14 protein-coding genes are annotated in these 14,121 nt (G+C 58.3%); 3 read left to right on the top strand and 11 right to left on the bottom strand.

Features of this window, described 5'->3' with window-relative positions; translation table 11 throughout:
* Window positions 1–115: 115 nt before the first annotated feature.
* Window positions 116–589: a (2Fe-2S)-binding protein gene (locus OXE05_05845; GenBank protein ID MCY4436841.1), complete on the bottom strand. Its 474-nt coding sequence runs from the start codon at window positions 587–589 to the stop codon at window positions 116–118.
* A 699-nt stretch (window positions 590–1,288) separates the two neighbouring features.
* Here OXE05_05845 and OXE05_05840 point away from each other — a divergent pair.
* The gene (locus tag OXE05_05840; GenBank protein ID MCY4436840.1) at window positions 1,289–1,732 is read left to right on the top strand and encodes a carbon monoxide dehydrogenase subunit G; all 444 of its coding nucleotides are present in this window, start codon (window positions 1,289–1,291) and stop codon (window positions 1,730–1,732) included.
* A 94-nt stretch (window positions 1,733–1,826) separates the two neighbouring features.
* Here OXE05_05840 and OXE05_05835 read toward each other — a convergent pair whose 3' ends face one another.
* From OXE05_05835 to OXE05_05825, 3 genes are all read right to left on the bottom strand, one after another.
* Window positions 1,827–2,108, bottom strand: coding sequence for a hypothetical protein (locus OXE05_05835; protein ID MCY4436839.1), 282 nt, complete (start codon window positions 2,106–2,108; stop codon window positions 1,827–1,829).
* A 5-nt stretch (window positions 2,109–2,113) separates the two neighbouring features.
* Window positions 2,114–2,665, bottom strand: coding sequence for a Panacea domain-containing protein (locus OXE05_05830; protein ID MCY4436838.1), 552 nt, complete (start codon window positions 2,663–2,665; stop codon window positions 2,114–2,116).
* 499 nt (window positions 2,666–3,164) lie between these two features.
* On the bottom strand, window positions 3,165–3,656 hold the full coding sequence (locus tag OXE05_05825) for a cytochrome P460 family protein (protein MCY4436837.1): 492 nt from the start codon (window positions 3,654–3,656) through the stop codon (window positions 3,165–3,167).
* A gap of 197 nt (window positions 3,657–3,853) precedes the next feature.
* On the opposite strand from OXE05_05825, the gene OXE05_05820 reads away from it, so the two are divergent.
* A complete protein-coding gene (locus OXE05_05820) occupies window positions 3,854–4,537 on the top strand; it encodes a Crp/Fnr family transcriptional regulator (protein MCY4436836.1) in 684 nt (227 codons plus the stop codon).
* Window positions 4,538–4,542: 5 nt separating this feature from the next.
* Window positions 4,543–5,280: a ThuA domain-containing protein gene (locus tag OXE05_05815; GenBank protein MCY4436835.1), complete on the top strand. Its 738-nt coding sequence runs from the start codon at window positions 4,543–4,545 to the stop codon at window positions 5,278–5,280.
* 670 nt (window positions 5,281–5,950) lie between these two features.
* Here OXE05_05815 and OXE05_05810 read toward each other — a convergent pair.
* The 7 genes from OXE05_05810 to OXE05_05780 all read right to left on the bottom strand — a co-directional run bounded on the left by OXE05_05810 (window position 5,951) and on the right by OXE05_05780 (window position 14,108).
* A complete protein-coding gene (locus OXE05_05810) occupies window positions 5,951–6,421 on the bottom strand; it encodes a hypothetical protein (protein MCY4436834.1) in 471 nt (156 codons plus the stop codon).
* Window positions 6,418–6,912, bottom strand: coding sequence for a hypothetical protein (locus tag OXE05_05805; protein ID MCY4436833.1), 495 nt, complete (start codon window positions 6,910–6,912; stop codon window positions 6,418–6,420). Before OXE05_05805 ends, OXE05_05810 begins: the two co-directional genes overlap by 4 nt.
* Before the next feature lie 337 nt (window positions 6,913–7,249).
* The gene (locus tag OXE05_05800; GenBank protein MCY4436832.1) at window positions 7,250–8,743 is read right to left on the bottom strand and encodes an extracellular solute-binding protein; all 1,494 of its coding nucleotides are present in this window, start codon (window positions 8,741–8,743) and stop codon (window positions 7,250–7,252) included.
* 795 nt (window positions 8,744–9,538) lie between these two features.
* Window positions 9,539–11,017, bottom strand: coding sequence for an extracellular solute-binding protein (locus tag OXE05_05795; GenBank protein ID MCY4436831.1), 1,479 nt, complete (start codon window positions 11,015–11,017; stop codon window positions 9,539–9,541).
* A 215-nt stretch (window positions 11,018–11,232) separates the two neighbouring features.
* Window positions 11,233–11,718 (bottom strand): N-acetyltransferase, encoded by a 486-nt coding sequence (locus OXE05_05790; GenBank protein MCY4436830.1) that lies wholly within the window; start codon window positions 11,716–11,718, stop codon window positions 11,233–11,235.
* Window positions 11,719–12,043: 325 nt separating this feature from the next.
* Window positions 12,044–12,895 carry an NAD(P)-dependent oxidoreductase gene (locus OXE05_05785; protein ID MCY4436829.1) on the bottom strand — a complete coding sequence of 284 codons (852 nt, stop codon included), beginning with the start codon at window positions 12,893–12,895 and terminating at the stop codon, window positions 12,044–12,046.
* Between the two features lie 163 nt (window positions 12,896–13,058).
* Window positions 13,059–14,108, bottom strand: a complete 1,050-nt coding sequence (locus tag OXE05_05780) for a Gfo/Idh/MocA family oxidoreductase (GenBank protein MCY4436828.1) — start codon at window positions 14,106–14,108, stop codon at window positions 13,059–13,061.
* Window positions 14,109–14,121 lie beyond the last annotated feature (13 nt).

Below are 14,121 nucleotides of genomic sequence, written 5' to 3'. Positions count from 1 at the left end.
CTCTAATGAATTCCAGAATGCCTGTCGTCATTCAGTGCGCTACCTTTTTGAACCTCACGCACTTCCCGGCACCCACTGCGCACTGCCCTGGACGCCGCAAAGCGTCTCTCACCGGCTACGCTTCCTGCATCCGCCGGGCGGCGAATTGCGCCGCTTTCACGATGTTCTGATAGCCGGTGCAGCGGCAGATGTTGCCCGCCAGCTTGTGGCGAATCTCATCCTCGCTGGGATCGGGCTCTTCTTCCAAGACCTGGTGGAGGGTCATGATGATGCCCGGCGTGCAGAAGCCGCACTGCAACCCGTGCTCTTCCCAGAAGCCTTCTTGCACCGGGTGGAGTTCGCCGTCCTGGGCCAGGCCTTCAATCGTGGTCACCTCGCTGCCATCAGCTTGCACGGCCAGAACCGTGCAACTCTTGACGGCGGCCCCGTCCACTATCACCGTGCACGCGCCGCATTGACTGGTGTCGCACCCCACGTGCGTACCGGTGAGACCCAGTTCGTCACGCAGGTAGTGCACGAGCAACATGCGCGATTCGACACTGCTCGCATGGCGAGTGCCGTTTATGGTTACGGAAATCTCATTGGGCATACGTCTATCCCCCTACGCAGAGCGTATCTGCATGCGTCGACTTCGTCGCAGACTCCGACTTCGTCAAAGGCGCTGACTTCGTCAAAGACGCAAAATTCTTGATCTAGTATACCAATTGCACCACGATTGCACACGTGTCTATCTCCCAAACGGCCGCACTTGCACACAGCGCATTTACAGTTCGTGTCATTCCTGTAAGCGTTGAGTAATTCGCTGACAAAAACTTCTACTCACTGGACTGTGTCGAACGTACATGTCATTCCGAGCGAAGCGTCGAACCCTGTTCGCGGAATCTAGGGTCCATGCTTCACACAGTACACTGGCTTCAGCACTCTAGATTCCGCGCTAAGAGCGACACTTCGCTGCGCTCCGTTCGGAATGACAGGTGTCGTGGTCGCTCACGACGACAGAACCACCGAATACTCGTGCCGAATCTGTCAACGAAATACCTGACATTTACAATTCCGAGCGCAGCGAGGAATCCAGAGTGTGCGAGCAGAACTCTCAATGATGGGCAACTCAGACTTGCCCATAGACCGTAGCGTGGGGGCTTGTCCCCCGCTTTCACCGTGCAGTTTTCAGACACCCTTTGCGGCCAACTGCATCTTGGGAGTCACCCTTGGGATTAGGATGCCGATCACGGTTGGCGGTATGATTGGGGTAGCAAGACGCCACACACACCGCACAAGGGAATAGCGCATGAAGGTAGAAGGCACATTCACGATCAAAGCGGAGCAAGACCGCGTCTGGGAGCTGCTGCAGGACCCCGACGTGTTGGCGGCGTGCATCCCCGGCTGCGAGAAGCTGGAGCCGACCGGCGAGGACACCTACGCGGCGACCCTGAACGTGGGCGTGGCCGGCATCAAGGGCCGCTACCAAGGTACGGTGTCCGTGGCTGACCGCGACCCGCCCCACGGCTACCGCATGATCGTGGAAGGCAAGGGCGGCCCGGGCTTTGTGAAAGGCGAGGGCAGCTTCACCCTATCCGAAGAGAAGGCAGGCGAGACCATCATCCACGTTGCCGGCGACGGTCAAGCCGGCGGCACCCTGGCCCGCGTCGGCCAGCGTCTCATGCTGCAAGCCGCCAGACTGCTCATGAAGCAGTTCTTCACACGGCTGAACAAGGAAGCCACCGCTCGCTGATCTGGCGGCTGAAATTCAAAGGGATGTTATTTAGCGAGCGTCGTATATGCCAACTCTCCGTATGGTCAGACGGAGAATGCCGAAGAGGCAAGTATCAGAAAATCTCGTACAAATGTGACTTTAGAATCGAGATCAGCCACACTACTTGATCGTCAAATGTATAGAAGATTGCTACAGTACTATCGTCAAGAGTGTCGGCCATCGGGATAAACCAAATGGGGGGATCGTCTTCGATTTGAGTTCCGGAACTAGGGTCTCGCGCCAGCGCCCATTCGACGGCTTCAGTGAATTCATCGGCACGCCGTGGATTCTCTTCAATCTCTCGTAGTTCGCGTTCGAACCGTTCTGTGCGGACAATATCACGGTATGCTGGCATGTATCTTAGAAGAGTAGGCTTGCTGCGTGGTCAGCTAATCCAAGGCCGTGTTCCATCTCCCGTTTCGAGGGTTTGCGAGAACCAATCAGCGCAGAACCATAGGGGATCGTCTCTCCCTGACTTGCAAGCCGCCATCCGAGAATTCTATGGGAAAAGTCGCTAATTTCACTGGCATTCCTGCCCCACCAGTGATCGATTACCTGACGAACTATGTCTACTTCCTCTGGCAAGAACAGCTTGAGATTAGGTCTGCGTAAAGCAAGTATGCGGTATTGGTTATACCCAAAGTAGCTTTCCTGCCTCTCCGCTATAGCACCCTCTTGCATGAGTTCCTCTCGTATCGGCACAAGCTTGGTTGGCGCTGGCCCATTTGGTAGTGCCTGATATTCAAACCACGTCATAGCCTTGCCAAGCCGAAGATAAGCAAGAAAGTCCGAGAGGAATAGCAGCTTATTCAGCTTGACTGCGCCGAAAGAGTCATCGCCCTCCGAACACAAAGCGATGTAGATGAGGAGTTCCTTGAACTTCCCCTCGTTGGGCTGACGGTTTTGGCCCATCGCTATCACCCCCTAATTCACAGCGCATCCTAACTTGAGGATACCACGTATGAGTGCCAATTGTGTCTACAGACTCAAGAATTCTCTCTGCTATGTGATTCGTAACCCTTCTGTACTGAGAAGCACCGTTCTTCGATACACTTGCAAGAAATTCTGTTTTCTTTCACACATCTGCCAGCGCTCCTCTTTCTTGCACCATGTCGTTGATGATGTCCAGATCGCCACTCCAGAAGGCAGTGTCGAATGCAGTCCGTTGCATTGCCCTTGCGGGGGATTCGCTGCGGTTAGAGTCTGCCCCATAGATGAGTTCTTACCATTATTGCCAGGTTGCACAAGGCGGACCGTGCCACGCTTGATATAGAGGTGATGTTAGCAGCCACTTGGTATGGCTGCTTAACAGCATACACAACGCCTGTGGGTGTGCTACCCACAGGCGTTGTGTATGGATTCATTCGGGAAGGCTCGGCCTACAGACTCGACACCCAGGTGCTTGGATAATCTACTTCACGTCTGCCGAGAAGAGAAAGTCGTTGTCGCTCACGTCGCTGTGGCACTCTGTGCAGCCTTGCACCATGCCCTCGACCTCAATTGCTCCATCAGGCGCGTACTTCAAGAAGAACCAGCCGTTTGCGTCAGGATTCTCGTAGCCAGCCGGCTTATACATCACAGTAATAGCTGCCAGCGTACCGTCAGGCATGTAGTTCTCCTTCAGGACTATGCCGCCTTCAGGAACACTCCCCGTCTTGTCGGTAATCGCCTTTAGAGCGATCGCGTTGAAGTACGTGCTCAGCAAGGCGCCGTGCGGGTCCTGGCCGGTATACAAGGGCTCAACGCCGGGCAGATGCTGCCAGGCGTTCTGATAATCAGCCGAATTCAGATACTCAATGATAGCGGCTCCGTTGGCCTCCGGGGCATCGGCGGACATATCCTCGGCTTCTTCGCCGCCGCACCCCGCCAAGAGCAGCATTGACCCAATGAGCGCGACGCTCATCAAGACGAAGCTCCTCCGCAGTACGGACAAACTCTTGGGCATGTATATTCCTCCCTGTTTTGGGTGTTCCTGCTAAAGGTTGTGTATGATGTTATTGTACCGCATAGGGCAAGACTGTTCTCTGGACGACAAGCTCGCTGGGGGATGCCGTGAGCGTCTTGAGCAAAGTGCTCCCTTCCAAGAAGAGCACGCCAATCATGAGCAAGGACGAGCGTACGGCGCTCGTAATGCGCTATCTCGTTCACGTAGACCTCTTTCGCGATCTGTCAAAGACCGAACTTGAGCGGCTCTTCGGCCACTTGCCGATGTATTCTTATTCGAAGAACACGATAGTGTATACGCCGGATGACAGAAGTGAAAGCCTCTACATTCTCAAGATGGGTGCCGTCGACATTTATCGGCTAAGCGAGGAAGGCAAACGCCTGAGCATTCGCCGAGTTTTCATGGGCAGCGTGTTCGGTGAAATGGGTCTGCTGGGCCAGAGCATGCACGGCTGCTTTGCCGAAACAGTTACCCCCAGCCTCGTGTGCGTCATGTCGCGGGCTGAAATGGAAAACCTCCTGCGCCAGCGGCCTGACGTCGGGCTGCGTTTCTTCAAGGTAATTGGGGATCGGCTCAGGGCGCTTGAGGACCAGTTGGCACGCCTTGCGTTTAGTTCGGTGCGCGCCCGTGTGGCAGCGTTTCTCCTCACACACCTGGACCCGAAGTCCCAGGAGGTACGGGGCTTCACGCACGAGGAAATCGGCGATAGTATTGGGGCGTTGCGCTCCACGGTCACGCAAACCCTCGGCGAATTGGCGCGGGTCGGTGTGGTTGAGGTAAAGCATAAGTGTGTGTACGTGCGTAACTTTCAAGAACTTGCCGTTTTGGTGAGGGAGTAATGCAAATGTCGCAGCCGGTCAGAGTCACGGTATGGAACGAATTTCGCCATGAGAAGGCAGACGAACATATCAGGCAGGTGTATCCGCGAGGCATCCACCGCGCCATTGCCGACTACTTAGAGGAACAACCGGGCTTCTCCGTACAGACTGCCACCCTGGATGAGCCGGAACACGGGCTCACGGAAGATGTGCTTGCAGGCACCGACGTACTCATCTGGTGGGGACATCAGGCACATGCCGCCGTAGAGGACGAAATCGTCGACCGCGTGCACGCGCGCGTGCTGGACGGCATGGGGCTCATCTGCTTGCATTCCAGCCACTTCTCCAAGATCTTCAAGAAACTCATGGGCACCACGTGCAATCTGAAGTGGCGGGAGATCGGCGAGAATGAACGCCTTTGGGTGGTTGATCCCAGCCACCCCATTGCGGTGGGCGTAGGGCAGTACATCGACATTCCCCACGAAGAGATGTACGGCGAGTTCTTCGACATCCCGGAGCCGGACAAGCTCGTCTTCATTAGCTGGTTTCCGGGCGGCGAGGTCTTCCGCAGCGGCTGTTGCTACCATCGCGGACGCGGCAAGGTCTTCTACTTCCGCCCCGGACACGAAACCTTCCCCACGTTCTACCAAGATGAGGTGCGCCACGTGATTGGCAATGCCGTACGCTGGGCAGCGACCACGGACGGTCCCGCACCGGTATTCGGCAACGTGCAGCCGCTGGAAGAGGTGACCGTAGCGGAGTGAAAACGTGTGAGAGAATTCCGCACGCTCTCCCAGCGGTCTGCAAGGTCTCCTGGCGCCCCATGGAATTCCTTGCGTAACCCCCGGCCGGAGGCGCAAGAGCTTACTCCCTCTCCTTGGGAGACCTTTGCATAACCCCATTTTCAATCAGGGGCACTCCCTCTCCTGGGGGAGAGGGTCGGGGTGAGGGGATCTCTTTGCTACAATGGCCCTTTACGCTGAGTAGTGTCAAGATATATCAGGCAGAATCGGTGTGCATATGGAGAGATTTCAGGAGATTCACCCTCACCCTCACCCTAGCCCTCTCCCGTCGAGGGAGAGGGAACACACTCGCTTCCGCTTAGGTTTCGCAAAGATCTCCTTGGGGAGAGCGCTGGGGTGAGGGGATTTCTGCTTACCCCATCCTCTTTACCGGCAAGACCGATACGCAAGAGTGCAATAACGGGAATGGAGCTCCCGGATTGCGGGAATTTCCCCCTCACCCTAACCCTCTCCCGCCGGGAGAGGGGACTTTTCCGTCCCGGCGAGGGTAATGCAAAGGTCTCCGCCGGGAGAGGGGACCTTCCAGCGCCGGCAAGGGTTATTCAACGGTCTTCCATGGGAATTTGTTCGGCTGCGTTCACCTTCCGAGAGGTCGTACAAGAACTGGGTGGGCCAAGTACATTTACCTAACCTACCGCGAGGTCCGATCCAGGCCGCCGGTTAATGCCGCGAATGCCACGCCGACCTGGAGCAAGATGCCGGAGGCCAGCAGAGGCGCCGGGCCGACCGCGCCGCTCAACACCGCCCACCAGCGTTCAAGGCGTGTCATTGTTTCCCATATGTCGGTGTAGCGGTAGTCCAGCGGCGCGGTGTCATAGTTCGCTGCCAAGTGCTGCCAGATCCCCACCAGTGCAAAGGCGACGGCCAGCGCCGCCAGTGCGCGCGCCAGCCAGATAGTCGCCGGTGTCGTACGAATGGAGAGAGCCGCTAGGCCGACGCAGATTCCACCCACGGCGATCCAAGGCAGGATCTGGATCCAGTCGTGCCAATGCCGTTCCAACGCCAACTCTCCCGCGGTGCCAAAGACTCCCAGCAACACGAGCGCCAAGAGCACAGCGCGTAATCCGTCGATCTTTCCATTGCGGCGGATGAGCTGCCTCATGGCAGGTGCAGGAGCGCAATGATTGCGTCCACCACGCCGGGAGCCGGATTGTATTTAGCGAGTTCTCCGCGCAGCTTCTTGTACTCCGTATCGTCCGTCTCATAGGGGCGGTACTCGTCCACTTCGCGTGCCCATCTCCTTGCGTTGCTAATCCCTGCTGCTTCGAAGGCAGCCGTTAATTCGGCGATGCTGGCGTCATTTGCTGAGAGTGTGGCTGCGGTCGTAGCCGGGGTTTCCGCAGGCGCCGCTGGGGTTTCAGAGGGTGCAGCAGTTGCTTCACTCTCTGTTGAGCTCTCGGAAGGTGCCGCAGTGGCAGCAGTCTGGTTTGTAGTTGTGTCTGCTGCTCCTGATTCTGAATCGTCACCCCCACACGCCGCGCCAAGTACGATTCCCACTGCGAATACGATCGCTAAGGCGTACCGAGCCAGCCTGGTATGGGGTCTGGTTCTCTCCGAGGCAAGTTTCCAATCGGCAGTCTGTTCTCGTTCCAAAACCAATTTCCCTTCAAATTGCATGAGATTCTCAACCACACTCAAACGCTTTCAAGGCACAGAAAGCCCGTCAGGCGCATCCTCTAATTGCCAGGGTCTATGCAGTTGCTTGCACGGGAGCAGCATACCCGATTGGTGCAATCTCCAATCCATCAGAACGCCATCGGTTGGCAAATACCGCAAAGTACAGTGCTCGAGACTCGCACTGAGCGCACAAAGTCTTGCGGACTCCGGTTGTTGGGTGGGAATGCGTTCCCTTGTAAGTTGACCGCGGACCTCGAATCTCGGGCAGGGTAGTGCCGAAGACATCTAGAAAACACCCAAGACAGACTTCCGCTTACTGCCGCAGCATTTCCTGGAGCGCGAATGACAGCTCTTCGGCAGCATCGGATACCGTGGTCTGACCGCTCAGGACCGGCGCCATGAGATGCTGTTGGAAGAGTGACTGTAGATAGGGGGCGATCAAGGGCGGAATGCCTCGACTATAGCCGAGGGCATCTGCGATGATATTGGCGTCCTCTATTCTTAGGCTTGGCCTCACCTGCTTAATCCGATCGCCCGTTACGCTGTAAACCGGATAGCCAAAGAACGTAACCGGCAGTTGCGCGAGTTCTCGGGATAGCACCAGCGCCGCCTGCGCTGCCAGGCCAGTATCCTTGGCCTGCGCCCCCACGCTCAGCCCGGCCACAGGGGAAACCCACGTCGCCTGCCCTAAGTCCGTCGGCAACGGCGCGGCATGGATCTGCTCCGAACCTAGTCCTTGGTTCCCGCCGGAGCGCACGGCAGTCGCCAAGCGCGCCGTATCGCTGGGCTGCGCGCCTCCTCCGCCGCCGCCACCGCCACGGCCCCCGCCGCCGCCGGGTGCTTGGTCGAAGGAGACTACCTGCATGCCATTGCGATTCGCGCGCATGAAGGCAAAAGTGCCCTCCGGCGGATTTGGCGCAATGTTGTGTACGACAATCATATCCCGCCAGAGCTCGATGGCTTTGACGGCATTTGGTTCAGCCAGCCGCACGGCGCCATTCTGGGCGTCAAACACCTCGCCGCCGTGGCTCCAAATCATGCTGAGCAACATCGGCACCGAGGCATGCGCATAGGTACCCCATTGGGAACCCGATTCGTTGCTGTAGGTGAGGCGCTTGCCTGCCTCGATCATCTCGGGCCAGGTCCACCCACCGTCCGGCGCCGCCACACCGTCGTTGGCCAAGAGGTCCGCATCATAGGTGAGCGTATTGATAGTGCTGGAAAGCGGCAAGGCAAGGGCTTGCCCTTGCCAACGGACCGATTCCATCGCACCGGGAGCGAAGTCCGACAGATCGATGCTGCCTTCCACCCGCGTGGCCTGCTCAAACGGCTCGATGACGCCTTCATCGTAAAGCAGCGGCAGCTCATTCATGTTGCTGATCAACAGCAAGTCTGGGAATGGGGTCCCACCGGCCAACTCCCCGCTCGCAGCCGCGTCATTGAGTGTTTCGGCAATCGGGCTGAACGGGGTCGGCGTCGGTTCAGCGTTAGCAGCAGCGCCAAAGAAGGCGCCAAAGTTAGGGTTCGGCCCCGGGGGCACGACCGTTAGGTTGACCTCCATTTGGAAGCCAAGATTCTGATCGTTAATCTCATTGGCAGCGGACTGGAGGCTGGCAAGGATGTTGCCGGCTTGTGCAGCTTGAAAGTTGGCCCCCTGCCCCTGGGGCAGAAAAACCGCAACGTTTACCGTCTTGTCTCCGGAATCTCCGCCCACTAGGCCGTCAAAAAAACCGCAGCCGGCGGCGAGACTTGCCACTACCGGCACGCCACCGACCAGGCCAAGAAACGAACGACGCGTCATCGCCATCACATACCTCTCATTTTGCAATCTTTCGCGCTACACGTGTCCTATGTAAAGCAACCTCTGCTGCCGCTCGTCTTGTGGAATTCAAAAGTTCCTCACGATGAAAGCCCATTTGCGCCCCACGCTTACGTCTTGGTTTGCTTGCGCGCAGATGGCGAACCACAAGATGACGAGTGAACTTACCGACACTCTCCAGCAGCACTCTGGGCAATCAAGCCCCGAAGGGCAACCCGCGCGCCGCGCGGCGCTTGCCAACTCATCCCCATGCTACTGCTCAATTGTCAAGAGAATGTGAAGGTAAATGTGACGACGAAGGGACTTTGAACATGCCTTAGCGACGATTCGCGCCATCGCTTTCCGGCGGGATACGGCGCAATCGGCAACACTGGGCCAATTCAGGCCGCTGCAAGGTAGACTTGCCACCACATTGCTATCCATCGCACCCGTGGCATTGAAAGGCATTGTATGGTCGAAATTCGCTGAGTCGAATTGAGTGCCCGATCGGTAGTGTGCGCAATCACCGCTCGTTCGATTCGGTTGGGAGCCGCAAGACCCTTAAGAGCTAATGCTTCGACAGGCACAACATGGGCGCTGTCGAAGCATTGGCGAAGCGCAGGCCGCGGGTCCTCTTTAGTAGGACCTCACGGTCGCTCACCTTCTAACAGTATTCCGGGTGCACGTCGCGTTATGAGGATTTGCCAAATCACGAATCTACAGCGGCTGCCCCACTCTTGAGGGAAGCAAAGCCAGACCTTGCCTGGCTCGTGTCGGATCACTGGTCCACCAGTGATCCGGAGTTTATTGCCGCAGCATTTCCTGCATGGCTATCGACAACTGGTGCGCCGCGTCGGCCACATTTCTCTCACCGCTCAAGACCGGCGCCATGAGATGCTGCTGGAAGAGCGACTGCAAGTACGGCGAAAGCAGGGGAGGCACGCCCCGGCTATAGCCGAGAGCGTCGGAAATAATCGTGGCGTCTTCAATCCTCAGACTCGGCCTCACCTGCTTGATGCGTTCACCGGAGACGTTGTAGACTGGATAGCCGAAGAACGTAACGGGCAACTGCGAGAGTTCCCGCGCCAGCACCACTGCCGCCTGCGCTGCCAGGCCGGTGTCTTTCGCTTGCGCGCCGACGCCCAGTCCTGCCACCGGTGATACCCACGTTGCCTGCCGTGCATCCACCGGCATGGCCGCGGCATGAATGCGCTCCGGGCCAAGTCCCTGCCCCCCGCCTGAGCGTACGGCAGTAGCCAGGCGCGCCGTTTCGCTGGGCCGAACGCCGCCACCGCCGCCGCCTCTCTGGGGCAGTTGGTCGAAGCTGACCACTTCCATGCCGTCGCGACCGGCGCGTAGGAAGGCGAAGGTGCCTTGCGGCGGATTTGGCGCAATTTGATGGAACGTAATCATATCGCGCCAAAGCTCTATGCCCTTGATTGCCTCCGGTTCGGCAATGCGCACGTCTCCGCCTTGGGAGCCGAACACCTCGCCGCCGTGACTCCAGATAAGGCTCAAGAGTAGCGGGACTGAAGCATGCGCATATGTCCCCCACTGCGCTCCTGTGTCGTCGCTGTAGGTGAGGCGCTTACCCGCCTCGATCATATCGAGCCACGTCCATTCGTTGCCGGGTGTGCCAACACCCGCATCCGCAAAGAGCTCTGAATCGTACGTAAGTGTGTTGATGGAACTGGAGAGCGGCAGAACGAGGGCTTGCCCCTGCCAACTCACCGCTTCCAAGGCGCCGGGCGCAAATGCCGAGAGATCGATACTGCCTTCTACTCTGGTTGCCTGCTCGAACGGTTCGATGATGCCTTCCTGGTAGAGGAGCGGTAACTCGTTCATATTGCTGATCATCAAGACGTCCGGCAGCGGGTCGCCGCTGGCCAACTGTCCGCTTGCCGCCGCCTCGTTTAGCGTTTCGGCAATCGGACTGAAAGGGGTCGGCGTGGGCTCCGCGTTTGCGTCGCTCGTGCCAAAGAAGGCGGCAAAATTAAAGACGGGCCCCGGCGGCACGACCGTCAGCTTTACCTCCATTTGGAATCCGAGATTCTGATCGTTGATTTCGTTAGCGGCGGTTTGGAGGCTGGCAAGGATGTTACCGGCCTGCGCGGCCTGGAAATTAGCTCCTTCTCCCTGGGGGAGGAAGACGGCTACGTTTACCGTTTTATCGCCGGAATCCCCTCCAACCAAGTCCCCAAAGAAGCCGCAACCGGACGCGATACTTGCCGCCAGCGGCACGCCCCCAATCAAACCAAGAAGCGATCGACGCGTCAGTGCCATCTCTCAGACCCTCCTCTTCCGCAACTCTCGCTACACATTCACTTTCACATCTTGTTTGCGACCCTGTTAGCGCGCTCACTCCCATAGCAATGCACGGCGCCAAAGGACGCAAATTGAAATACGCAATTGTGAAGGTTGGCCGTGGGACGCCTTGACGTTGCCTATTGTTCTTGCCACAAGAACTGCCTCTCGTCGCGGCCGGCCAACAAGCGATATCACTCCTGCAGCGTGCGGATCATCGCGATCTCGTCACACTTGGAGAACTTGGGACAGCGGTAGCACTCTTGCCATACCTTGATGGACAGGGTATCCCGTTCAACCTGCCGGAAGCCGCACTTCGTAAAGAATGTCGGCTCCAGCGTGAGGGTGAACACCGTCTTGATGCCCAGTTCCCCCGCTTCCGCCACGCAGGCGTCCACAAGCTGACGACCAATGCCTTGGCCCTGGAATTCCGGTAGCACGGCCAAACCGCGCACCTCGGCCAGGTCTTTCCACATGACGTGCAACGCGCAGCAGCCTGCCACCTTGCCGTCTTGCCGCCAGACCACGTAGTCGCGAATGCCGCCGTAGAGCTCTGCCAGCGAACGGAAGAGCATGCGGTTCTGCTTGGCGTAGTAGTCGATGATCTGTTTCATGGCGGGCACGTCCGTTACCTGCGCCCGCTCTGCTCTGCCGGTGTCGAATACCCGAAGCGTTGCCACGTTGTTGAATCCCTAGAATCTGAATGTGCAAGTGAGGAAGTAGCTAGAAATACGCTCAATTACCATCTTAACGCAATCGTCAATCAGGGAAAAGGGGGAAGCACGGTAACCAGGCCCAGAATTGTCGCGCACGTGCGGCCTTAGCCGGCTTCCACTTCACGCGCAGTTCGGAGCGGGGGAAAAGCCCCCGCGCTACGATTCGTCGTGATGGGGGTGCGATCCCGCATGCTGCCCCATTGCTGCAATCGGCTGTGCGATGGGGCTGCTTGCACTAGGGCTCTAGATTTCTCCCTGCGCTCGAAATGACGCTGGGGCCTAACGCAGTCTAGAGTCTCCCTACGCTCTTGCTTTCGACCAGCACCTGCCGGATGTCGTCGGCGAAGGTGACTTCCGAGTCGTCCTGCGGCGCATAGCCAATCACCTTGCGGGCGTTGGCGATACTCCAAAAGGCGCGGGCGTTGTTGGAAACGCCGTAGAAGATTTGGAAGGGAATGCCGTGCTCGTTCGTGATATCCGGCGTCTCGATGGACTTGACGAAGAGTTGCTGCAGGTCCCGTGGGCTGATGTACGCGCCGAGGTTGCGCTTATAGCTCGTGAGGTCATTGGCGGCGTTGTCCGCCGGAATCTGGCGCGGCGCGCCAATTCTCACTTGCACCACCTCCAACGCACGCCCCATTCTGCCGGTGGCGAAGAGGAATCCCAGGTGCTCATAGCAGGCTTTCGCCCAGCCATAGTAGTTGTCTGAGAGCGGCGGCGCGGTGACGTCGAGCATTTCCATCTTGCGCTGCCGCAGCAGGTGCTCGTACCAGTCGGCGGCGTGGTTCGAGCTGGCAATCACGACCCGCCGCACGTCCTCTTCGAGTGCGGTCTGGTAGACGTGAAACGCCAGGTCGAGATTCGACCGCTCCGAGTAGTAGTCGCCGTCGTTCATCGAGTGGCCCTGCTTATAGTTGAAGGCCAGGTGTACGACGGCGTCCGCTCCTACGAAATAGCTGCGGTACGTTTCGCGGTCGGAGTCGCGGAGATCGGTGATGGTGACGCCTTTCACCAGAGTGCCGTCGCGGGTCTTTTCCCGCGCATCGAGCAACACGAGATCGTACCGCTCGCGGAACGCGGGCAGTAGCTGGGACGCAACGTAGCCCGCGGCTCCGGTAACAACCACTCTCAACCGTGCCATAGGAATTCCTGCCTCACCTTACAGTGTCACAATTCTTAGAAATAGGATTCAATCGGCCGGTCAACACCGTGAAAACAGCACGCCAACCGCCGTCATTCCGGCGAAAAGCCGGAGTGACGGAGACTATTGATTTGGTCTTGTGAACCCTCACTTTAGCTTGGCATTACGCCAGATCCACCATCCGGCCGGTCTCGCCGGATTCATAGATGGCGTCCACGATCCGCTGTACTATTAGCGCCTCTTCCGCTTTTACCAGCGGCGGCGTGCCCTCTTTCACATTTCTCACGACCTGGGCGAATTGGCCCGCGTGGTTGTGCTCTCTGCCTTCTTCATGGGCGGGCGTGTAGTCGAGCAGTCCGGCGTTCGGCACCTCTTTGTGGATCTTCAGCGGACGCAACGTCGCGCCACCCTCAGTGCCGCAGAGATACGCGTTCACCTCATTCTCGATGTTGAGCGCCCAACTCGTCTCAAGGTTGATGACGGCGCCGGTGTCGAAGCGGATTTGCGCCGTCGCAAAGTCTTCCACGGTGTATCTGTCTTGGTCAGCATCTCTCCCACGGGTAAAGAGGCCGGGCCGCTTGGCCAGCTTGGTGAAGACCGCGCCGGTCACCGCCGTCGGCGTGGGGTGGCCCATGAGCCACAGTGTCAGATCGAGCGTGTGCACACCAATGTCGATCAGCGGTCCGCCGCCGTTCTTGTCCTTCTCCACGAACACGCCCCACCAGGGAATGCCGCGCCGCCGCAGCGCCAGCACGCGGGCATAGTAGATCTCGCCGAGTTCGCCCTGATCGATGAGATGTTTGAGGAACTGCGCCCGTTCGCCAAAGCGCGACTGGAACCCAATCGTCAGCATCTTGTCGTTCTGGTTGGCCGCGGCAATCATCTCCTCGCACTCGGCGGCATTCATGGCCATGGGCTTCTCGCAAATGACATTGCTGCCCGCATTCAGCGCGGCGACGCTGGCGGCGCAGTGCATGAACGGCGGCGTGCAGACGCTCACCAGATCAAGGTCTTCCTGCGTCACCATCTCGTTGAAGTCGGCGTAGACCTGAGCAATGCCGAATTCGTCTGCGACCGTCTGGGCGCGCGGCACATCGATGTCGCTAATGGCAACGACCTCGGCCTCGTCAGGAATCTTTGCGTATCCCGGTAGGTGAGCGCCGCGGGCAATACCACCGGCGCCAATCACGCCGACCCGCACTTTCGTACCCATCGCAATTCTCCTC

It is taken from the genome of Chloroflexota bacterium, from assembly GCA_026710945.1.
Lineage (GTDB): Bacteria > Chloroflexota > UBA11872 > VXOZ01 > VXOZ01 > VXOZ01.
This window is presented reverse-complemented; position numbering and strand designations above follow the sequence as displayed.

What these genes read in the sequence shown, in the direction of transcription:
- OXE05_05845 (MCY4436841.1), bottom strand. Translation starts at nt 589, where the DNA reads ATGCCCAATGAGATTTCCGTAACCATAAACGGCACTCGCCATGCGAGC.
- OXE05_05795 (MCY4436831.1), bottom strand. Translation starts at nt 11,017, where the DNA reads ATGGCACTGACGCGTCGATCGCTTCTTGGTTTGATTGGGGGCGTGCCG.
- OXE05_05825 (MCY4436837.1), bottom strand. Translation starts at nt 3,656, where the DNA reads ATGAGCGTCGCGCTCATTGGGTCAATGCTGCTCTTGGCGGGGTGCGGC.
- OXE05_05780 (MCY4436828.1), bottom strand. Translation starts at nt 14,108, where the DNA reads ATGGGTACGAAAGTGCGGGTCGGCGTGATTGGCGCCGGTGGTATTGCC.
- OXE05_05800 (MCY4436832.1), bottom strand. Translation starts at nt 8,743, where the DNA reads ATGGCGATGACGCGTCGTTCGTTTCTTGGCCTGGTCGGTGGCGTGCCG.
- OXE05_05815 (MCY4436835.1), top strand. Translation starts at nt 4,543, where the DNA reads ATGTCGCAGCCGGTCAGAGTCACGGTATGGAACGAATTTCGCCATGAG.
- OXE05_05810 (MCY4436834.1), bottom strand. Translation starts at nt 6,421, where the DNA reads ATGAGGCAGCTCATCCGCCGCAATGGAAAGATCGACGGATTACGCGCT.
- OXE05_05840 (MCY4436840.1), top strand. Translation starts at nt 1,289, where the DNA reads ATGAAGGTAGAAGGCACATTCACGATCAAAGCGGAGCAAGACCGCGTC.
- OXE05_05830 (MCY4436838.1), bottom strand. Translation starts at nt 2,665, where the DNA reads ATGGGCCAAAACCGTCAGCCCAACGAGGGGAAGTTCAAGGAACTCCTC.
- OXE05_05785 (MCY4436829.1), bottom strand. Translation starts at nt 12,895, where the DNA reads ATGGCACGGTTGAGAGTGGTTGTTACCGGAGCCGCGGGCTACGTTGCG.
- OXE05_05820 (MCY4436836.1), top strand. Translation starts at nt 3,854, where the DNA reads ATGAGCAAGGACGAGCGTACGGCGCTCGTAATGCGCTATCTCGTTCAC.
- OXE05_05835 (MCY4436839.1), bottom strand. Translation starts at nt 2,108, where the DNA reads ATGCCAGCATACCGTGATATTGTCCGCACAGAACGGTTCGAACGCGAA.